23 protein-coding genes and 1 tRNA gene are annotated in these 19,455 nt (G+C 69.1%); 15 read left to right on the top strand and 9 right to left on the bottom strand.

Annotated elements, in window-relative coordinates; all coding sequences use genetic code 11:
* Window positions 1–35: 35 nt before the first annotated feature.
* From NI25_RS25705 to ettA, 3 genes are read right to left on the bottom strand one after another with little or no spacing between them, the layout of a single operon-like run.
* Window positions 36–743: a hypothetical protein gene (locus tag NI25_RS25705; protein ID WP_199561028.1), complete on the bottom strand. Its 708-nt coding sequence runs from the start codon at window positions 741–743 to the stop codon at window positions 36–38.
* Entirely contained in the window at window positions 740–1,150 is a 411-nt protein-coding gene (locus tag NI25_RS25700; protein WP_061444707.1) for an acyl-CoA thioesterase, read from the bottom strand. The genes NI25_RS25705 and NI25_RS25700 overlap by 4 nt, the downstream gene beginning before the upstream one ends.
* 2 nt (window positions 1,151–1,152) lie before the next feature.
* The gene (gene ettA, locus NI25_RS25695) at window positions 1,153–2,817 is read right to left on the bottom strand and encodes an energy-dependent translational throttle protein EttA (protein WP_061444706.1); all 1,665 of its coding nucleotides are present in this window, start codon (window positions 2,815–2,817) and stop codon (window positions 1,153–1,155) included.
* 239 nt (window positions 2,818–3,056) lie between these two features.
* On the opposite strand from ettA, the gene NI25_RS25690 reads away from it, so the two are divergent.
* Complete coding sequence (locus NI25_RS25690; protein WP_061444705.1) at window positions 3,057–3,572, top strand: HAD domain-containing protein; 516 nt, start codon at window positions 3,057–3,059, stop codon at window positions 3,570–3,572.
* Between the two features lie 354 nt (window positions 3,573–3,926).
* On the opposite strand, the gene NI25_RS25680 is transcribed toward NI25_RS25690, so the two are convergent.
* From NI25_RS25680 to NI25_RS25665, 4 genes are all read right to left on the bottom strand, one after another.
* Complete coding sequence (locus NI25_RS25680; protein ID WP_061444703.1) at window positions 3,927–5,333, bottom strand: Cys-Gln thioester bond-forming surface protein; 1,407 nt, start codon at window positions 5,331–5,333, stop codon at window positions 3,927–3,929.
* A gap of 262 nt (window positions 5,334–5,595) precedes the next feature.
* Window positions 5,596–6,087, bottom strand: coding sequence for a single-stranded DNA-binding protein (locus NI25_RS25675; RefSeq protein WP_061444702.1), 492 nt, complete (start codon window positions 6,085–6,087; stop codon window positions 5,596–5,598).
* Between the two features lie 223 nt (window positions 6,088–6,310).
* Window positions 6,311–8,725, bottom strand: coding sequence for a GTPase (locus NI25_RS25670; RefSeq protein ID WP_078884734.1), 2,415 nt, complete (start codon window positions 8,723–8,725; stop codon window positions 6,311–6,313).
* A gap of 3 nt (window positions 8,726–8,728) precedes the next feature.
* Complete coding sequence (locus NI25_RS25665; protein ID WP_061444701.1) at window positions 8,729–10,336, bottom strand: dynamin family protein; 1,608 nt, start codon at window positions 10,334–10,336, stop codon at window positions 8,729–8,731.
* Window positions 10,337–10,665: 329 nt separating this feature from the next.
* Between NI25_RS25665 and NI25_RS25660 the strand changes: the two genes are divergently transcribed.
* Together NI25_RS25660 and NI25_RS25655 are read left to right on the top strand one after the other, a co-directional pair.
* Window positions 10,666–10,738, top strand: a tRNA-Arg gene (locus tag NI25_RS25660).
* Window positions 10,739–11,005: 267 nt separating this feature from the next.
* Window positions 11,006–12,040 (top strand): tyrosine-type recombinase/integrase, encoded by a 1,035-nt coding sequence (locus NI25_RS25655; RefSeq protein ID WP_233520776.1) that lies wholly within the window; start codon window positions 11,006–11,008, stop codon window positions 12,038–12,040.
* Window positions 12,041–12,114: 74 nt separating this feature from the next.
* Here the strand turns inward: NI25_RS25655 and NI25_RS25650 are convergent, their stop codons facing one another.
* Window positions 12,115–12,363, bottom strand: a complete 249-nt coding sequence (locus NI25_RS25650; RefSeq protein ID WP_061444699.1) for a winged helix-turn-helix domain-containing protein — start codon at window positions 12,361–12,363, stop codon at window positions 12,115–12,117.
* 419 nt (window positions 12,364–12,782) lie between these two features.
* On the opposite strand from NI25_RS25650, the gene NI25_RS25645 reads away from it, so the two are divergent.
* The 12 genes from NI25_RS25645 to NI25_RS39275 all read left to right on the top strand — a co-directional run bounded on the left by NI25_RS25645 (window position 12,783) and on the right by NI25_RS39275 (window position 18,704).
* On the top strand, window positions 12,783–13,169 hold the full coding sequence (locus NI25_RS25645; RefSeq protein ID WP_078884732.1) for a hypothetical protein: 387 nt from the start codon (window positions 12,783–12,785) through the stop codon (window positions 13,167–13,169).
* Window positions 13,170–13,610: 441 nt separating this feature from the next.
* Window positions 13,611–13,880, top strand: coding sequence for a hypothetical protein (locus NI25_RS39500; RefSeq protein ID WP_061444698.1), 270 nt, complete (start codon window positions 13,611–13,613; stop codon window positions 13,878–13,880).
* 68 nt (window positions 13,881–13,948) lie between these two features.
* Complete coding sequence (locus tag NI25_RS25635) at window positions 13,949–14,155, top strand: hypothetical protein (protein WP_061444697.1); 207 nt, start codon at window positions 13,949–13,951, stop codon at window positions 14,153–14,155.
* Between the two features lie 824 nt (window positions 14,156–14,979).
* Window positions 14,980–15,405: a hypothetical protein gene (locus tag NI25_RS25630; protein ID WP_148315159.1), complete on the top strand. Its 426-nt coding sequence runs from the start codon at window positions 14,980–14,982 to the stop codon at window positions 15,403–15,405.
* A gap of 71 nt (window positions 15,406–15,476) precedes the next feature.
* Window positions 15,477–16,088, top strand: coding sequence for a hypothetical protein (locus NI25_RS39280; RefSeq protein WP_148315158.1), 612 nt, complete (start codon window positions 15,477–15,479; stop codon window positions 16,086–16,088).
* Window positions 16,085–16,366: a hypothetical protein gene (locus tag NI25_RS25625; protein ID WP_061444695.1), complete on the top strand. Its 282-nt coding sequence runs from the start codon at window positions 16,085–16,087 to the stop codon at window positions 16,364–16,366. The genes NI25_RS39280 and NI25_RS25625 overlap by 4 nt, the downstream gene beginning before the upstream one ends.
* A gap of 5 nt (window positions 16,367–16,371) precedes the next feature.
* Window positions 16,372–16,902, top strand: a complete 531-nt coding sequence (locus NI25_RS25620; RefSeq protein ID WP_061444694.1) for a hypothetical protein — start codon at window positions 16,372–16,374, stop codon at window positions 16,900–16,902.
* 53 nt (window positions 16,903–16,955) lie between these two features.
* Window positions 16,956–17,195 carry a hypothetical protein gene (locus NI25_RS25615; RefSeq protein ID WP_061444693.1) on the top strand — a complete coding sequence of 80 codons (240 nt, stop codon included), beginning with the start codon at window positions 16,956–16,958 and terminating at the stop codon, window positions 17,193–17,195.
* Complete coding sequence (locus NI25_RS25610; protein WP_148315157.1) at window positions 17,195–17,419, top strand: hypothetical protein; 225 nt, start codon at window positions 17,195–17,197, stop codon at window positions 17,417–17,419. The genes NI25_RS25615 and NI25_RS25610 overlap by 1 nt, the downstream gene beginning before the upstream one ends.
* The gene (locus tag NI25_RS25605; protein WP_061444691.1) at window positions 17,416–17,646 is read left to right on the top strand and encodes a hypothetical protein; all 231 of its coding nucleotides are present in this window, start codon (window positions 17,416–17,418) and stop codon (window positions 17,644–17,646) included. Before NI25_RS25610 ends, NI25_RS25605 begins: the two co-directional genes overlap by 4 nt.
* A gap of 197 nt (window positions 17,647–17,843) precedes the next feature.
* Complete coding sequence (locus tag NI25_RS25600; RefSeq protein ID WP_061444690.1) at window positions 17,844–18,152, top strand: hypothetical protein; 309 nt, start codon at window positions 17,844–17,846, stop codon at window positions 18,150–18,152.
* Window positions 18,153–18,155: 3 nt separating this feature from the next.
* Window positions 18,156–18,704, top strand: a complete 549-nt coding sequence (locus NI25_RS39275) for a hypothetical protein (RefSeq protein WP_148315156.1) — start codon at window positions 18,156–18,158, stop codon at window positions 18,702–18,704.
* A gap of 182 nt (window positions 18,705–18,886) precedes the next feature.
* Here NI25_RS39275 and NI25_RS40800 read toward each other — a convergent pair whose 3' ends face one another.
* A complete protein-coding gene (locus tag NI25_RS40800; RefSeq protein ID WP_420710813.1) occupies window positions 18,887–19,189 on the bottom strand; it encodes an HNH endonuclease in 303 nt (100 codons plus the stop codon).
* Window positions 19,190–19,455 lie beyond the last annotated feature (266 nt).

Genomic DNA, 19,455 nt, shown 5'->3' with positions numbered 1-19,455 from the left:
GGTGGCCCCGCCGGGAAGGGAAGGGCGGGCCGGGCTCAGCGCACGCTGATGCCGAGGGCTCCGGTCCCGGCCCTGCGCAGGGCCACGGACCCGAAGGGCGTGCGCAGCCGCAGCCACGCACCGGACGAGAACAGCCGGGGCGCGTCCTCCCCGGAGCCGGGGCCGGTCCCGGGACCGGATGCTCCACGCGGCCGCAGGAACCCGAGCGACTGGGCCGCGTGCACGGCCCGCACCGGCAGCCCGGTGTCGCCGACGGTCCGGGACCAGATGTCCCGCCCGATACCGTCGAGCGCGGCCCTGGTACGGTCCTCGGCCGCCAGCTCCTCCGTACGCGCCCGGAACTCCGCCACCGCGGCGGCGACCAGCGCGCGCAGGGCGTCCGGGGCGGGCAGCCCCGGCTCGGCCCGCCACCCGCCGCGCGGAGGCAACACCCCGGCCCACGGCGGCCCGGTCACCGAACCGGGGACACGGGCGGTGGCCGCCCGCTCGTCCACGCTCTCCAGCAGCTCACCGGCGGACACGGTCACGTCCAGCGTGACGTCGAGCCCGTTCTCGTACGGCTTGGCCAGCCGCACCGTGCGCACGGCCAGCACCTCGAAGGAGGGCGGCCGGCCGAAGACGGCGAGGGCCGTGCCGGCCGCCTGGAGGCGCACCGCGGCGGAACGGTCGTAGTGGAGCAGCCGGGAGAGGAAGGCCGCGAGGTCGGCGGCCTCCCCCTCGTCGGCGAGGTGGAGCACCGTCATGCGGCGACGGCCTCCTCCTCGGCGTCCGTGTACTCCTGGAGGAACTCCCGCTCGTCGGCGGTGATCCGCCGGGGCCGCTGCGCCTCGAAGTCGAACGGCACGATCACCGTGGAGGCGCGGACGTAGACGACGTCACCGTCCTTCACCTCGTAGGTGAGCGTGAAGGAAGCCGCTCTGATCTCCGTGACCCACAGCTCGATGTCGACCGGGTGGTGCCGGTGGACGAGCTGGCGCTTGTAGTCGATCTCGTGGCGTGCCACCACGGACCCCTGCTTGAAGTCTTTCTCCGGGCGGAACAGGAAGTCGATACGGGCCTCCTCCAGGTAGCGGAGGAAGACCACGTTGTTGACGTGGCCGTACGCGTCCATGTCCGCCCAGCGCAGTGGGCAGCGGTAGATGTGCCGCAAGATCAGCCCCGGGTCAGCTTCTTGTAGGTGGCGCGGTGCGGGCGGGCGGCGTCGGCGCCGAGCCGCTCGACCTTGTTCTTCTCGTAGGACTCGAAGTTGCCCTCGAACCAGAACCACTTGGACTCGCCCTCGTAGGCGAGGATGTGCGTGGCCACGCGGTCCAGGAACCACCGGTCGTGGGAGACGACGACGGCACAGCCGGGGAACTCGAGCAGCGCGTTCTCCAGGCTGCTCAGGGTCTCGACGTCGAGGTCGTTGGTCGGCTCGTCGAGGAGCAGCAGGTTGCCGCCCTGCTTGAGGGTGAGGGCGAGGTTCAGCCGGTTGCGCTCACCGCCGGAGAGGACTCCGGCCGCCTTCTGCTGGTCCGGGCCCTTGAACCCGAACGCGGACACGTAGGCGCGGGAGGGCATCTCGACCTGCCCGACGTTGATGTAGTCGAGCTCGTCGCTCACCACGGCCCACAGCGACTTCTTCGGGTCGATGTTCTCGCGGCTCTGGTCGACGTAGGAGATCTTGACGGTGTCGCCGACCTTGATGGTGCCGGAGTCCGGCTCCTCGAGACCCTGGATCATCTTGAACAGGGTGGTCTTGCCCGCACCGTTGGGCCCGATGACCCCGACGATCCCGTTGCGGGGCAGCGTGAACGACAGATCGTCGATCAGCACCTTCTCCCCGAAGGCCTTGCTGAGGTTGTTCACCTCGACGACGACGTTGCCCAGCCGCGGGCCCGGCGGGATCTGGATCTCCTCGAAGTCCAGCTTCCGCATCTTGTCGGCCTCGGCGGCCATCTCCTCGTACCGCGCGAGACGCGCCTTGGACTTGGCCTGCCGCCCCTTGGCGTTCGACCGCACCCACTCGAGCTCGTCCTTGAGGCGCTTCTGCCGCTTGGCGTCCTTCTGGCCCTCGACCTTGAGACGGGTGGCCTTGGTCTCCAGGTACTTGGAGTAGTTGCCCTCGTAGCCGTGCAGGCGGCCGCGGTCGACCTCGCAGATCCAGCCGGCGACGTTGTCCAGGAAGTACCGGTCGTGGGTGACGGCCACGACGGTGCCCTCGTACTTGGCGAGGTGCTGCTCCAGCCAGTTCACGGACTCGGCGTCGAGGTGGTTGGTGGGCTCGTCGAGCAGCAGCAGGTCGGGCGCCTCCAGCAGCAGCTTGCACAGCGCCACACGCCGCTTCTCACCACCGGACAGATTGACCACGGGCCAGTCGCCGGGCGGGCAGCCCAGCGCGTCCATGGCCTGCTCGAGCTGGGCGTCGAGGTCCCAGGCGTTGGCGTGGTCGAGCTCCTCCTGGAGCTTGCCCATCTCCTCGAGCAGCGCGTCCGAGTAGTCGGTCGCCATCTGCTCGGCGATCTCGTTGAACCGGTCGAGCTTGCCCTTGACCTCGGCGACCCCCTCCTGGACGTTCTCCAGGACGGTCTTCTCCTCGTTCAGCGGGGGCTCCTGGAGCAGGATGCCGACCGTGTAGCCCGGCGACAGGAACGCGTCGCCGTTCGACGGCTGCTCCAGCCCCGCCATGATCTTCAGAACGGTGGACTTACCGGCACCGTTCGGACCGACCACACCGATCTTCGCGCCGGGCAGGAAGCTCAGGGTGACGTCATCAAGGATCACCTTGTCGCCGTGCGCCTTGCGCGCCTTGCGCATGGTGTAAATGTACTCAGCCAAGAGAAACCGTCCGGCAGCTTGATCAGGCAGGTGGGCAGATACACCCCATCTTGCCGCACCGCCACCCCTGTGAGGAAACGCGTTCCCGGCGGGGCCTTTGACCTGGCCTTTCCTGGATGCCGCCTGACCCTCACCCGTCACTGCCGGTCGCCGTCGACCGGCCGCGGGCACCCTCAGGGCCCGGGGACGGCCCAGCCGGAAGGTGCCGCCCCCACGCCGCGCGGGGCTACGGTGCTGCCGTGACCAGCTCATCGGAGCGCCCTCTCCTTTTCCTCGACGTGGACGGCCCACTGATCCCGTTCGGGTCGTCGGCCAGCCATTCAAAGGTCACTGCCGCCTCCTCGACGACCGTCGACCAGGGGAACCCGTTGCTGGCCCGACTCGACCCCGGCGTCGGGGAGCGCCTCATTGCTCTGGGCTGCCGGCTCGTGTGGGCGACGACCTGGCGGGAAGAGGCGAACGAAGTAGTCGCCCCGCGCATCGGCCTGCCGAGGCTGCCGTTGCTGGAGTGGCCGGACGCCGACGCGGGCGGAACCCCGCGGGGTCTCCACTGGAAGACTCGCCCCATGGTCGAGTGGGCCGCCGGCCGACCCTTCATCTGGGTCGACGACGAGATCGGCGCCATGGACCGCCTCTGGGTCGATGCCAGCCACCCCGGGCCGTCACTCCTGCACCACGTCGAGCCGGCCCAGGGCCTCGATGACGCCGACTTCTCCGCGCTCGCCGAATGGCTCCGAGCCGTCGCGCCGAGATGAGCACACCTCAGAACTCCGGAATACGGGCCCGCCGGCGCCAGAGCAGGACGTCAGCGGAACACCTGCGGAACCGGGCAGACTTCCAGTGGCTCCTCCGGCCGGTCCGCCCACTGCCACCAGGTATGCCGATCAGCGCACCGCCAGAGAGATCGGCAGGCCCTGCGGCCGTCGTCGTCTCTCTTGGCCAGCACAAGACCGCCCGGCTCCAGGGGTTGCCTGCACTCGGGGCAGGAGGGAGCGTCTTCGGCCATACGGCGAACCCTGGGCAACTCGGGGGACGGTTGCCCGCGGCCGGCGCCGGCGTGGGGCGGTGATCGGCGGTGCGTCGGGCCGCTCTGCCGCGCGGGCACGTCGTTACTGTTCGTTCCTCCGGCGGACGAGCAGCAGGACCGCGCCGCCGATCACGACCAGGCCGATGGCCGCGCCGCCGATCAGGGGGGTCGTGTCGGAGCTGCCGGTCTCGGCGAGGTTGGGGTCGGGGGAGGGCGTGACGACCGTGGCGGGGGCCGGTTCGCTGAGGGGGTGGGTGGTGTCCGCGAGCGCGGCGCTCTGGGTGCGGCAGTCGAGGACGCCGGCGAAGCGCTGTTCGAAGCCGGCCGGGCCGCGGATGGTGAAGTCGTAGGGGCGGTCCTCCGGCAGCGGGACCGGCACCGTACGGGTCTCGCCCGGCGCGATGGTGTACTCGGAGTCCAGGAGTTGGAAGGTGAAGGGCTCGTCGCCCTTGTTGAGCGCCGTGATGTCCAGGGTGCCCTCGGCGCAGTTCTCCGTTGCGGACAGGGCGGGTATCGCCCCTTCTGCGGCCCAGGTGGCGGTGGCCGTCGCCGAGACCGTCGACTCGCTGGAACCGGCCAGGATCTGGGTCTGGCTGCGGCTGTCGGAGGCGAAGGCGCGGCCGACCGGCACGGTCGTGGAGGCCTGGACGGACAGCTGGGCGGTGCCGGCCTCCGCGTCCTCGGGCACGTCGAAGAAGAGCTGGGTGCCGTCGGTGACCTTGGTGACGGGCCGGCCCTTCTTGTCGACGATCCGCACCGCGTCCTCGTCGGCGGCGCCCACCGGAGGCGTCACCGTGGCGCCGCCCGCGTTGGTGTGGACCGTCACCGGGCCGATCCGCTCACCGGGACGGCCCGAGACGGCCGGCGGGTCCAGGGCGAGGGATGCCGCGGGCTCGGCCAGGTTCCGGGCGTTCTTCTCCAGGTAGTCGGCGAGCCGCTCGGCCTGCGGGTCGGCGGCCTCGACGTCCGTGTCGTCCGAGTAGCGCCAGATGGCGACCTGGGTGCCGGCCGCCGCCTCTTCCTCGGTGAGCGCCCGGACGCCCGCCTTCTTCGCGAGCGCGGCGAGGTCGTTGACCTGCGGGTAGCTGTGCTGCAGGATCCACCGCACGCGGCCGGCGTCCTTGTTGGTGCCCAGCGACGTGGCGCTCCAGGGCGTTTCCCGGTACTTGGCGTCCTTCTGCGTCGGGTTCTGGATGTCGACGCAGTACGTCTGCAGCATGCCGCCGCCCTCGACGGACATCTCGAACAGGCCGGCCGGGACCTGCTGGTCGCCGTCCTCGCCGTGGATCAGCGCGGTGCCGTGCGCCTTCAGACCGCCTATGGTGGCCGTCGCTCCGCCCTGCCCCCGCGCCGCCCCGTCCTGGGCGGCGGTGGCCGGAGCCGCACCGGCCGCCACACCCGCGACGGCGAGCGCGGACACCAGCGCACCGGCGGCGAGACGCACCGCCCCTCGACCGGGCAGAGGCGGCACAGCGAGCGAAGAAAACACCAAATTCCCCTTCGAGCAGGACCCGTTGGCGTGGGGGGCACGGTCCCACCAGCAGAATCAGCAGCCGTACAAGGCTCGTTCGGCATCCTAAGGACGTGACGGACCGGGGCCGCCGGTGATCGTCACCCTCACGGTGATCCGAATCGGAATCGTTATCGCCGACAGCCACTTTGAGCAGGGCTTATCGACAAATCCACCCGGGTCCACCCCGGGCGCATGGGTCGATAAGCCGTGCTTCGGGCGGTTCCGGCGGGTCTCGGCGTCACGCCACCGCGACGGGCTCCGGCCGCTGTTCGGAGCCCGGGGCGGCCGGCTCCCCGACCGCTTCCCCGGCCGGGTCCGGCACCGGTGTCTCCCAGTTGGGCTCCGGCCGGGGTGGAGAGGCCGACGCCTCCGTCCTGCCGGTGCGCCGGAACGCCGCCGTGCCGCGGGCGAGATCGTGGCCGATCGCCACCGCGTCGATGTCGGCCGAGGTCCGGCTCTGCCCCTCGCGGACATCGGTGCGCACCTTCAGCCTGCCCTGCACGACGACGGGGTCGCCCACCGCCAGCGACGCCGAGGCGTTGGTGGCGAGCTGGCGGTTGGCCCACACCGTGAAGAAGTTGGTGTGGCCGTCCGTCCAGGTGCTCTTCTCGCGGTCCCAGTAGCGCGCGGTGACCGCGAGCCGGAAGCGCGCCGACGGTCCGTTCGCCAGGTCCCGGAAGACCGGCTGGGTGGCCACGTTGCCCACGGCGCAGATCATCGTCTCGTTCATCGCGAGTCCTCCCTCCCGCACGGGCACCTCCCGTACGGCGCCTTCCGCACGGGCACCTCCCGTACGGCGGCCGGGGCGACCGCGTCCCTCGCGATCGCCGCGAAGGCCAGACTGCCCGTGATCGGACCGGTCCGCCGGAGGCTGTGGACCGGCCCGGCGGCTGTGGACAACTCCGCCACCCGTGCGGGTGGCCGACGGCGCGTCAAGGCCGCGGCCGCGTCCCCTACCTCGTCACGGCCCCCACCCCTGTGACCCGCGCGTACTGCTCCCGCACCTCCCGGTACCGCAGCAACTCGGCCGCCAGCGGGTCCAGGACCCTGGCGCGGCCGCACCCCGCGGCCGCCTCCCGCAACAGGCGTTCCGCCTCGTGGCCGTAGCGTCGTGCGGGGCCGCGGGCCGCCAGGCGGCAGCTCCACTCGATGAGAGGTCCGCCGACGATGCCGGCCACCATCAACAGGACCGGTACGCCCAGGTTCGGCGGCACGATGCCGATGATCTGGCCCAGCAGCCACAGGCCGCCCACCACCTGGAGCAGGGTCATGGTCGCCTGGGCGAGGACCGCCACCGGCCACCAGCCGGGCCGCGGCGGACGCCCCGGCGGCGCCGCGCGCCCCGCCAGTTCGTCCAGGGCTTCGGGCAGCCCGTGCGCACCGCGGAGGGCCGCCTCGCGCATCGCCTGCGCCCACGGCGCGGGCAGCCCGGCCGACGCCCGCTCCGAGACCGTGCGCACCGCGTGCTCGACGCGCTGACGGGCCGTGGCCTCCTCGTCCGCCTGGGTGCGCGACGGCAGCCGTCCGGTGACGGGATCGCGCCGGTCGTGGTACCAGCGCCACAGCCGCAGCCAGGGCGTTCCGCACGCGCGGTTGGCGTTGCGCAGCCAGGCGCGTTCGGCGGCCTCGCCCGCCGCGGTGGCGCCGACCGCGTCGGCCAGCCGGTCCGCGAACTCCTCCCGAGCCTCCTCGCTGAGCCCGGTGCGCCGCCCGGTGACGTAGACGGGGCGCAGGTGCCGTGCGGCGGCGTCCACGTCGGCCGCGATCCGGCGGGCCGGGGCCTGCCGTTCGGATACGAACTGGCCGAGTGCCTCGCGCAGTTCGCCGACGCCCTCGCCGGTCAGCGCGGACAGGGAAAGCACGGTGGCGCCGGGTTCCCCGTGCTCGCCCAGCGCGATGCCGTCCTCGTCGAGCAGGCGCCGCAGGTCGTCGAGGACCTGCTCGGCGGCTTCGCCGGGCAGCCGGTCGATCTGGTTCAGGACGACGAAGGTGACCTCGGCGTGGCCCGCCATCGGGCGCAGGTAGCGCTCGTGGATCAGGGCGTCGGCGTACTTCTCCGGGTCGACGACCCAGATGACGGCGTCGACGAGCGCCAGGATGCGGTCCACCTGCTCGCGGTGCTGCACGGCCGCCGAGTCGTGGTCGGGCAGGTCGATCAGGACGAGGCCGCGCAGCGGCGACTCGGAGTCCGGGTGCTGGAGCGGCCGGCGGCGCAGCCGGCCGGGGATGCCGAGCCGGTCGAGGAGGCTGGCCGCGCCGTCGCTCCAACTGCACGCGATGGGCGCGGCGGTGGTCGGACGGCGGACGCCGGTCTCGGAGATCGTCACCCCGGCGAGGGTGTTGAACAGCTGCGACTTGCCGCTGCCGGTGGCACCCGCGACGGCGACGACGGTGTGCTGCCCGGAGAGCCTGCGCCGCGCGGCGGCCTCGTCCAGGACCCGGCCGGCCTCGGCCAGGGTGCCGCTGTCGAGCCGGGTCCGGGAGAGCCCCACCAGTTCGCGCAGGGCGTCGAGGCGTGATCTGAGGTGGCCGTCGTACGCGAGCGGCATCAGGGCGGCCGAGGAGGCGGGGGGCCTGCTCGGCAGCACGGCGTACGGCTCGGCCCCGCCGTGTTCGTCCACCCGCCGCGCGATCAGCCCGTCGCCCCAGGCGCCCTCTCCGTCTCCGGCACCGGCTCCGGACGGACCGTCGGGCGAGGTCCCGGCACGGTCCGCGCGGCGGTGCCCACCGGTGGTGTCGTCCCGCACGCGCGCGTGGGAGCCGCCGGGGCGGTCGCTCCCGTGGTCGCGCGGACGCGTCCCGCGCCCGGCGTCCCCGGCCTCCCGGGCGCCCCGGCGGTCCCCGGTGGCGTCCTCGCGGTCGGCGTGCACACGCGCGACGCGGTCACTCGCGCCGCGGTCGCGGGGGGCCGCCTTCTCGGCGGGGGCGTCCTGACTGCGGCCGTCCCGGCCACTCCGGTCGTCCCGGCCACTCCGGTCGTCCCGGGCGCTTCGCGGTTCGAGGGTGCTGCCCCCGCGGTCCCCACCGTCCCGCTCGACAGCAGCGTCCTGGGCGCCTCGTTCCTCCCGGTGGCCCCAGCGCTTCCGGGCGCCTCGCGGTTCGACGTCGTCCCGAGCGTCCCGGATGTCCGCCACTTCCCGGCGGCCCCGGCGGTCCCGCTCCTCCCGGGTGTCCTGCTCTTCCCGTGCGCCCTGTTCCCCCCGGGCATCCCGCTCCCTCCGGTCGCCCCGCTTCTCCCGGTCGCCCCGTTCTTCCCGGTCGCCCCCGTCGCCCCGGTCGTCACCGGAGTGGGAAGCGTCGGTGGGGTCCGTCCGCGCTGCCTCCTTCGTCGTGTGCTCGGTGGGGTCCTGGTCAGTGACGGCGGTCACCGGTCACCTCTCCTTCTGCAGTACGGACAGCGCGGCGATGAGCTCTGCCTGCGGCTCGGGGTGCACTTCCAGGGCGTCCAGCGGAGCCAGTCTGCGTTCGCGTTCGGCGTGCATGACCCGGTCGACGTACTGGTCGAGCAGCCGCCCGCCCCGGTCGCGCAGCCGCAGCGCGCCGTGGGCGCCGATCCGCTCGGCGAGCCGCTCCCCGGCGGCACGCGCACGCCGGCCGCCGAGCAGCACGGTGGCGACCAGGCCGGCCACCACCCCGGGGTCCGGCGCGAGGTTGCGGTCCAGCTCGCGGACCTCCTCCTCGGCGTACTCCTCCAGCTCGCGCCGCCACCGCCGTACGGCCATCCCGATGCGGTGCTCGGCGCTCTCCGGCGCGGGGGCGGAGGCGGCGAGTTCGGGGGCGTCCGCCGCCGGTTCGTGGCGCCAGGCCTCGTCGACGCGCTCGTCGGCGGCCGTGACGGCGCACAGCAGCAGGGCACTCAGGCTCTCCACCAGCGAGTCGAGGAGCTCCTCCGGGGTGCAGTCGAGGGGGAAGGCCCGCCAGCGCTTCAGCGCGTCCCCGGCGAGTACGGCGCCCGCCCGCAACCGGCCCCGTACGCGCGCGTGCTCGCCGTCGTAGGCGCCGTCGACTGCGGCGGTGAGCCGCAGCGCGGCGGCGTACTGCGCGGCGGTGGCGCCGGCCAGTTCGGGCATCCGGGACTTCAGCGAGTCCAGGATGCCGTGCGCCGTCCGGGCCATGGCGTGGTGCCGGGCCTCGAGTTCCTGGGCCCGGTGGACCAGCCAGGTCCGCAGCGGTGCCACGGCGCTGGCGGGCAGCAGGCCGCCGCCCCAGGCGGACTCGGGCAGTTCGGGGACGGTGAAGCGGGGGACGTCGCCGAGCCCGGCCTTGGTGAGCAGGGCCCCGTACTGCCGCGACACCTCGGACACCACCTGGTGCGGCACCCGGTCGAGCACCGTGACCAGGGTGGCGTCGTACTCCTTGGCGGTGCGCAGCAGGTGCCAGGGGACCGCGTCGGCGTACCGGGCGGCCGTGGTGACCATCACCCAGATGTCGGCGGCGCAGATCAGTTCGGCGGCCAGGACTCGGTTGTCGGCGACGAGGGAGTCGATGTCGGGCGCGTCCAGGAGGGCGATGCCGGGCGGCAGGGTGTCGGCGGTCTCGACGCGCAGCACGCGCGCGGGGTTCTCGCCGGGCAGCAGCAGGTCGTCGTCCGGGTCGCGGTGGGGCACCCACACGCGCGTGAGGTCGGGCAGCACCCGCATGCCGCTGAACCAGTGGTGATCCTCCGGGTGGCACACCAGGACCGGTGTGCGGGTGGTGGGCCGCAGGACACCCGCCTCGCTGACCCGGCGTCCCACCAGGGAGTTCACCAGGGTGGACTTCCCGGCGCCGGTGGATCCGCCCACGACGGCCAGCAGCGGTGCCTCGGGTTCCTTCAGGCGGGGCACCAAGTAGTCGTCGAGCTGGGCGAGCAGTTCGTCACGGTTGGCACGCGCGCGTGGGGCCCCCGGCAGGGGCAGCGGGAAGCGTGCGGCCGCGACACGGTCGCGCAGGGCGGAGAGTGCGTCGAGCAGCTGAGGCCGTACGTCCAAGGTCACCACATGTGAAGAATGCCCAATTTTGAGGGAATTCTGAAGCATATGAGCATGATGAGCATGTCTGCGCGCCGACCGGACACTCCGGACGGAAGGGACTACCGGGACACGAGGACAGTCCAGGCATAACGAGTGGACAACACCCGATGCGCGCGGAGCCAAAAGCGATGCACGATTCGTAACTGCCTGCGATTATCGGGACCGCTTCACCGAACCTCCACATCGAGCCACGGAGGGGAAGCATCCGGGACAGGGAGCCGGGAGCCCTATCCTTGTCCCCGGCGACGTCAGGGTCCGGCCACACCCGGACCCCACGACCGAGGCCACCACACCAGGCCCCCGTAGCTCAGTGGATAGAGCAGGCGCCTTCTAAGCGCTTGGCCGCAGGTTCGAGTCCTGCCGGGGGCGCTTACGCTGTCTGACCTGCGGAAACGCGACTCAGACACCCCAGCCGGAGCGCTGTGACTCACCCGACCGACAGTTGGGCAAGGTGAGTCGCCGACTCGACTTTGCCCAGCTCTCACCCACTCCCTCGGAGTGGTGACACGAGGAGAGCCACAGGCAATGACACGGAGCCCTCTGCGCGCACAGCAGAGCACGAGCAAGAGCGCACGTCGTCTCACGTCCGTACAGTCCCCGAGGCAGCGTGAGGACAGCGCAGACACGCGCGCTCACATGCTCAGCGACTACGCGACGCACCTTCGAGCCAGCAACAACAAGCGCGGCCGTCCGTACGCAGAGAAGACGGTCACCGCGTACACCAAGGCAGCGCGCACACTCGACCGCTGGTTGAGCACATCACCGCAGGTCAGCACGTCAGACACGGACGCCAGCTCACGCAGCTTGGCGGGTGTGGCACGGCCCGTCAGCTTCCTGGACTGCGACGCCCCGACCCTGAACGTCTTCTTCCGCGCGCACTACGACGGCGGGAAGGGCGAGCGACAGGGCGGGACCCACACCCTCCAGCGCAACTTGCGCCCGTTCTTCAAGTGGCTGGAGGCCGAGTACGACCACGCGAACCCGTACAACGACGCGCGGCTCCAGCGCTACGCGCACCCGGAGGACGTACGCCCGACGACACTGTCCGATGAGTTCATCCGTGATCTGTTGCAGGTCACAGGCGGTGGCAACCCTCGAATCCGCGCGTTCGAGAAGGTCCGAGACCACGCCATCATCCGGGTACTGACGGAGGGTCTGAGGGCAGAGGAGCTGCTGTCCCTGAGGCTCGATCACTTGCACCTGGACCAAGGGCTCATCGGACCAGTGACCCCACTCAAGGAAGCGAGGGCGAGTGGTGAGGGCCGCATCATCCCGCTACAGCCGAAGACCGTCGTGGCCATCACGCGCTACCTGCGCGCGAGGGAGAGCCACCCGCGAGCGAACCCGCTCTCTCCCAACTACACGGACTTCCTCTGGCTCGGGACACGAGGCAGGCCACAGCTCACCTACTCGGGTCTGTACCGCATGGTGAACCGCCGAGCGGCTGACGCCGGGTACGGCAACCCGGATGACCCGGAGTCCAAGAGCATCGTCCACCCGCACCAGTTCCGGCACACGACCGTGGACGACCTACTCAGTGCAGGGGTGTCCGAGGGTGACGTGATGACCATCGCCGGGTGGAAGGACCCCTCAATGCTCAGGCGGTACGCAGCGGACATGGCAGCGACCCGAGCAGTGAACGCGGTCAAGCGCATGGGCGACAGGTACTAGCCCTCTGACCAGCGGCTAGGCAACAGCCGGCGATTAGGGCTGGTGTGGGACGTCTCCTGTTCCACACCAGCCCGTCAGCTTTCGCTCTCGCCCTCACCCTTCACGAATGAGCCCATGCCCGGCGTGGTGACGAGAAGGCCCTCCGCGCGGAGAGCGGCTACAGCTTTGCGGGCGGTCATCTTGGCCACGCCCCACTCCCCCATGATCCGCGCCTCACTGATCAGCGTGTCGGGCGGATAGGTGCCGTCCGCGATCCTCGCGCGGATGGCGTCGGCGATCTGCTGCCACCTCGGCCGTTTCGGATCCCACTCCACCTCTGCCATACCACGGACGCTAAGTACCCATGAGCAGGCACGCATGTGCAGGTGGGTCTATAGGAAGGCATAGACAGGCATAGACCGGCCTCGCTAACGTGACGCAGACAACAGAAGACCCCCGCGACAGGGCGAACTGTCCGGGGGCGTGGCCGATCACCCAAGGAGTGACCGACAGTGCGAACCCTACTGGCCTTAGTCCTTTCGTGGCTCCTGCCGTCCACCGGTAAGCGACGACGCCCGGCCGACGACACTCCCGCGGATTCGCCGACACGGCGTCTGCTCATCGCACCGGCTGGTGTGGAACTTCCCTCGCACCGATCCCCCAAGCCGCCCGCGTATCTGCGCGGTGAGGACGTGGGTCTGATCCGTCCGTATCTCGTCGCCCACGAACACGCTCACGGCATCTACCACCAGGAGGCGGCGGCATGAGCAGTCAGCCTGAGAGCAGCCAACCCGAGCCGGACAGCAGGCTTCTCCGTCTCCTGCCGTGGGGCGAGGAGGGCAAGAGGGCCTACCTCCTCACGGACAGCTCGGGGACGTGGCTGTCACGTCTCGCCGACAGGGCCGAGGCAGAGCAGATCGAGACGGCCAACATGATCTTGAGCCTGACCAAGCCATTGGTCGAGGACGAGACGAAGCACTCGGTGCCCGAGCTGCGTTGGGCCGCACGTCGGCTCATTGCAGCACTCACGGACGTCTTGACCGTCGCCGAGAGCCGGGGTCACCGCATCCACGACTACCGCGCCGAGACGGACGATGGCCAATCGAGCGATGGCCCGACAGACGATGACCCATCGAGCGATGGCCACTGATGGCCACCATCGCCGAGGCTCGCATGGCCACAGGCCCCATTCACCCGAAGCCACGAGCCGGACGCACAGGCGGGGAAGAGCCCTTCTCACTGTGGAAGTGGGGCGACCTGTGCGGCACGTGCGCCGGGGCCAGTCTCGTCTGGTGTCCCGACTGCGGCGGCTTCGCTGGGTGTGGGACGTGCCGTCAGACGTGCAAGGTCCCGTGCCCTGAGTGCGCGGACGGCGAGCACGAGCCGTGGTGCTGGTGACGCCGTAGCACTCCCCTAGTCGAGAGCCCCGAGACTTCCCGCCCCCACGGTCTCGGGGCTCTCTCAGGCCATCACAGGCCATCGCTTGATAACAGGTCGCCTAGGAGTCCAGCCGTAGCCCTTCGGATGGCTCGCCGTACTCCGAGAGTGTCGACCTGCCAGCACGACACAACGACCCACGAAGGAGCACGACATGACCCGCGAGCGCTTCGACCACTCGAACTGCCAGCACGAGAAGACGAAGGCCGGGCGCGCTGCCTGCCGGAAGGCCATGCGAGCCGCTGCCGCTCCCGAGAGCGCGGCCAAGGCCGAGACTCCCAAGACGACGGCAACGCCCGCCACGAAGGCTGCCGCGAAGAAGGCTGCGCCCGCCAAGCCCGCCGCTCCCAAGAAGAGCCCGACTCGCGCGACGACGCCCGCGAAGAAGAGCCCGACCAAGCCGACGGGTGACGCGGCGAAGTAACGCACCACCCTCAACAGAGAAGCCCCCGTCTCATCGAGACGGGGGCTCTCGCATTCCCAGGAGAAGCCATGAGCAACGAGCGAGCCATGACGTACGTACGCGAGAACGCGGCCGAGTTGATCGCCCAAGGGAAGATCACGGGCGAGTGCTGGAACTGCCACAAGCGCGTGGGTGCTGACGACTTCGAGGCCGAGCGTCACGGCCTTCTCACCGTGGATGGCGTGACGTACGTCGGCGTGACGTGCGAGGGGTACCACCGCGTCACCTGGCGCTAGCCGTCCCGCCCGACTAGAGAGCCCCGGGACTCCCTTCGAGTCGCCGGGGCTCTCGCATGGCTGACCAGCCACGACGTAATCGCCGGCGTGCACTGACCTGCGAGGACGTGAAAGCTCTGAGAGCGCCTGAGACGAGATCGGTTGAGCTAGTGAGTGTCTGACACTCACTCGCGCTGCTGGGAGCCGAGAGACGCGATTCTGTCGCGTTTGGAGACATGCGAGCGTCACGCGCTCTCGCACATGCGCGACGAGACGACGCGTCAGGCTGGTGTGGTGCGTCTTCTGTCGCACGCCCGGCAGCGTCGATAGCCCCGGTATATCCGCGTGTTCTCCGGGGTGTACTCGTGGCCCTTCGCGCAATGCGTGCGACGGCTCCAGTAGCGGCTCTGTCGCCCGGCCTCGTGCATGTCCCGCATGTTGTCTTTCTGGTCCCCGACGTAGAGATGGCGGGGATTACAGCACGGCGGGTTATGGCATCTGTGAAGAACCAGGATGTCTCGCTCCAGCTCTCCGCCCACGAGGAATCGCACGAGCCAGCGGTGAGCGCGGTAATGCTTGCGTCCGAGGGTGAGCTGTCCATATCCGCTCTCGAAACGCGCACCGTCCCACACCCAACAACGATCGGGACCAGCCGACTTATCGAGGGACGCGAAGAACCAGTGAAGGGTTTCCCAGTAGCCATTCATAAAGCCACGTTACCCGCGTTTTTGCGGCATTAGCCCGCGTCTCGCGCCCATATACACTACCTTGCCGTTTTCTGTCAATGATGCGATTCTGGTATTGCCGATGAACGGCTCTACTTCGAGGTATGCACGGGAGGTGAAATGGCCGGGGATAAGCCGCTGGGAGCGGGAACACTGACGCCCGCCGAACTAGACCGGGAAGCCGAAAAGGTCTACCGCATGTTCAAGCGAGGCAATAGCAAGGCTGCAATTGGCCGCGCTCTCGGAATGTCCATGGATGTGGTCGAACGGCGCCTGGCTCGGGCTCGGAAGAACCTGGGTGGGGAAACGCTCTCCGACATGCGCACCGACCGTGAGTCCTCACTCACTGACATGATCCGCGAGGCCCACAAGAACCTCGAACAGGCCGAGACCGTGGCCGAGCGGAACGCCTGTATCCGCACTCTCGCGGATCTACAGATGAAGTTGGCCAAGCTGCTCGGCCTGGAGGTGCCCGCCAAGATCACGTTGGAGATGGAGCAGATCTTCACCGAACAGCGCGAGGGCGTATGGGCGGGTGAGCTGTAATGCCGCTCCGTTCTCTGAACCTGGCAAGGCAACGCGCTCAGGCTGGTGTGGAAGTTTGCACCGCTCACGGCGTGAGCTGCGAGAAGTACCCGGATCACCCGCTCGTCCGTGCGTGGAACAAGCCGGACCCGGAACTTGCCGAGATGGCCCGTGCGGGTCACCTCAAGAGCCAGCTCCAGGAACTCACGGAGGCCGGTTACGAGATCCCCGAGGAATTCAATCGGGGCGCTGAGGATCCGCCGCCGCATGAGCGCATACGTCTGTTCTTCGAGCGGTACGACCTCTCCAAACACTTCCCTTCCGAGGGACGTGAATACCCCAAGAAGTGCACCACGCGGAAGCTATCGGACGATGAGCTTCGGCAGCGCCGCGAATACGCGGAAGCGGTTCGTGAGTCGCGGAGCAAGAAGGGGAATCATCCCGACCCCCTACCCCCGTGGGAAAAAGGGGTCGACCCCGAGTTGGCCGAGATGATCTATCGAGGCCGAGCGCAGCGAGCACGGGAACGAGAGGCCAAGAGGGCCGCGCGAATCCAGGCGCTCCGGAACGACCAGGAGCTAGCACGGAAGATGCGCGAGGCCCTGGAGACGTGGGTGAACCGGCCGCGCCGAGTCTCGCACCACACCACCGACGTACGCGAGGGCTACGGCAACGCCGTGCCGGAATTCGAGGAGCCGGAATGAGGACCCTAGGCGAGCGGATCACCGCGACTCGTGTCTACATCGCGGGGCTGCGCTCCATCGAGAGCAGGAAGCCCCAGATGGCTCGCAAGCGCCGTCGGCTGGAGAGGAAGCTCGTGCTCCTGGAGCTGGCCGCGCGATGGCGTCGGCGGATCTTCAAGCCCTCTCGCGCTCAGGTGGCCCACGAGGTGATGAACGTCATGGCAGCCGAGGAGGAAGCCGCGTTCCGCGCCCGGCTGGACACCTTCAAGGCCCCCCAGCAGACCAAGGACGAGGAGTAACCACGATGGCCGACAGCACGTCCGAAAAGCTCATGGCCCAGATGCGCGGGGAGGTGTCCACCGGCCAGGCGCCCGAGGTGTCCGAGCCGCCCGTGGACCCGAGGTCCCAGGAGATCATGGACGCCATGCGCGGGGGTTCCGAGCGTGACATCCGGCGCGAGCGGGCCGAGCACAACCTCCGCAACTTCCGCGCACAGGAGGCGTTCGAGGCCCGCGTCACGAAGCGCGCCAAGGAGATCGCGGCCCGCGAAGACGACCGCTTCTCGTGGCAGCGGGACGGGTACATGGAGCTCCCCCTGGACCGCGCCCGAGCGCAGATCCAGAAGGAGGACCGCGAGGCCCGCGAGGCCGAGAGCCGCCGCAAGGTGGACGAGCAGATGCGGGAGTACACCCGGCGCGAGAACGAGACCCTCCGTACGGAGGCCATCCTCAAGCGCGACGCGCAGGCACGGGCCGAGCGCAAGAAGCGCGCCGAGGGCTGGACCGCCCGCCAGGTCGCCGCGCTGATGGCCGAGCTGAACAAGCCCGGCGCCTAACCGCCGGCTCGCCGACTGCACCACACACCTACTTCCCGAAACGGAGGCCCACAATGGCCAACATCACGATGGACCTGGACGACTTCAACTCCCTGATGGCGATGGGCGCCCGGGCCAGTTGCCGGGGGGACTACCGGAACATCTACAACGCCGGACGAGTCAAGGCCGGTCAGCCGACGGCTTCCGGTCCCGAGAGCGTCACCGTCTCGCCGACCAACTACGACCAGAAGGTGGACACCGTCGAGGGCACGACCATCGCCCGCGTCCTGGCCGCGATCGAGGCGGCAGTGTGATGCCTGCCGACCTTCTGCCGGAACTGGAGACGCGGGTTCTCCTCTATGTCCGCAACCACCGCAAGGAAGACGGCGGGCTCTATCTGACGCGCGTCATCGGCGGGTTCAACGACGTGGAAACGAGCTGGGTCGAGGCCGCTCTAGCCCGCCTACTCGAAGCCGGTCGCATCCGGATCGTCGGCCGCGAGAAGACCTATCAGCGGGTCTTCCTGGAGGGATCATGACGAAGGCCGCGACGCCTGCCAAGAGGGCGAAGGCTGCGAGCCGGGAGACCGTGCTCCGCGCTCTCCGGAAGAAGCCGGAGGGTCTGACCAGCGCCGAGCTGCACGCCCAGTTCCCGAGGACCGGTTGCGACGACATGGACGAGATCATCCAGGGCCTGTACGACGAGGGCCTGTTGGGTCTCGACACCATGTCCGAGCGAGGCCGCGCACGCTGGGTCGCCGCCTAGCGGCACACAAACCGGGCTGGTGTGGGAGCCACCCGTAATGATCTCTCCCACACCAGCCCTCTCAACTCCCGGTTGGGTATCCCGGGAATCCTGGACTGGTGCACCAGGAAACAGCCGGTGGGTGTGGTGCTTGAACTCCCGTGTTCGCACCACACCCACCGGCTTTCACGTAACCGAATCCGCGGGAGGAGTCGAGAGTGACCATCAAGATCAATGACGACCTTGTGGTATCGGGTGTCCTATCGGCGGCCAACATCTTGTTTGGGGCTCTCGCCATCAACCCTCGGGCGAATGAGTCAACGGCCATTGAGGTCAAGACCAATCACGCCGAGGTCGCTCCCGAGCCCACCGTCCTACTGACGGCCCACTCGGCTTATCCGTGGACTCGGGTCCAAGAGGTCGGTTACCGCTTCTCCTCGCAAAGCGGGTTCACAGCCTTTATCTACCGGACCGATGAGACGGAGACCATTCTCCACTGGGTCTCATGGCAGGGATTCGCAGGATAAATCATGACGGTGTCCGCTTCTGGCTCATGGCTTGACGAGGCCATTGCGGAGCTAGAGAACGACGGCTATGTCCCACACCAGCCCGAGACGTCGTCGCAGTCGTACTCCTGGGACAATGCCCCTTGGAACCCAACTCACGTGACCACCCGTGTTCTGGACTACGTGAGAGAAGAGTTCCGGGCAGGCGCAGCGGGTGAACGGTGGAGCCTTCCGAGCACATACGACGTGGCCGTCTCGTGTATCCGTGGGGCGGGTAACAAGAAGTCGTGTCGGCTGGCTATGCGACACCTGCGCCTATTGGAGCTGGTGGGCGAAATTATCCGGGTCCACGATCCAGCGGTGATTGAGGAAGACGGCATCCCTCCCCGTCACTGCACCTTCTGGGCTATTCCTGATTCCGGCCTGATGGCAGAGGACCAGACGCCCGAGCGTGCGGCCGCGAGTCTCAACCGGTTCGGATTCACTGACGAGTCGTGGGCCTCTATGAAGCCGTGGCAACGGAATCTGATCCGCAACATCGAGCAGGCAGAGCTGGTCTCGGACTCCGCCTAAGCGCCGGCTGTCTGTCGAGACGCTGAGAGCGCGTCTCGGGAGCCAAGAGAGCGTGAGCGATGACAGACACTCACGACGTGCTCTCAGCTCCCAAGAGACGCGCTCAGGCGCTCCTAACGCGTGCTCTGTGTCGAGACGCGAGAGCGCGCGAGTGAACGCGCGTCACTCGCTTTTGTCCGGCATTATTGAGTGGGGGCAGTACGTGCCTCGGCCCGCCTCCTGCTAGCTCCCTCTCGCTTGCAAGTAATACACCTCCGCGCGCCTGACTCACTCACCCGAGTGTTGTCGGGTGAGTATTCGTGGCCATTCCTACAGTGGGTTTGGTTCTCTCGCCCATTGCGCGACCGCCCCTTGGCAACCATGTCAGCCATGTTTTCCTCGTGGGTACCGACGAGGAGGTGTTCATGGCGGACACAGGCCGTGTTGTCACAGAGGTGTAGGACCACCTCATTCCGCGCTAGCTCCCTGCCCCGGAGATGACCCATGAGCCAGCGGGTGGCCTTGACAGTGCGCGCACCCCTGGCCTTAGAAGAGACCTTGAAGTAGCCGTACCCAGTGGGGTCCAAATACCCCGTCCAAGAGTGACAACCGTCGGGGGTGGTCTCGGAATCCACGTACAACATGAACCGGTCGTAGTCAGTGGTTCGACGGGTGTAATCCCGTTTCGCGCCACTCTCCTTACGGCAACGGGCCCGGGCGGCTTTGCTGTTCTCGTGGCCACAATTCGCGTGCGGGCCGCCACGGTCGCTGT

The sequence above is a fragment of the Streptomyces sp. CCM_MD2014 genome, from assembly GCF_000772045.1.
Lineage (GTDB): Bacteria > Actinomycetota > Actinomycetes > Streptomycetales > Streptomycetaceae > Streptomyces > Streptomyces salinarius.
Note: the sequence above shows the minus strand (reverse complement) of the source record. Positions and strands in the feature narration are given on the sequence as shown.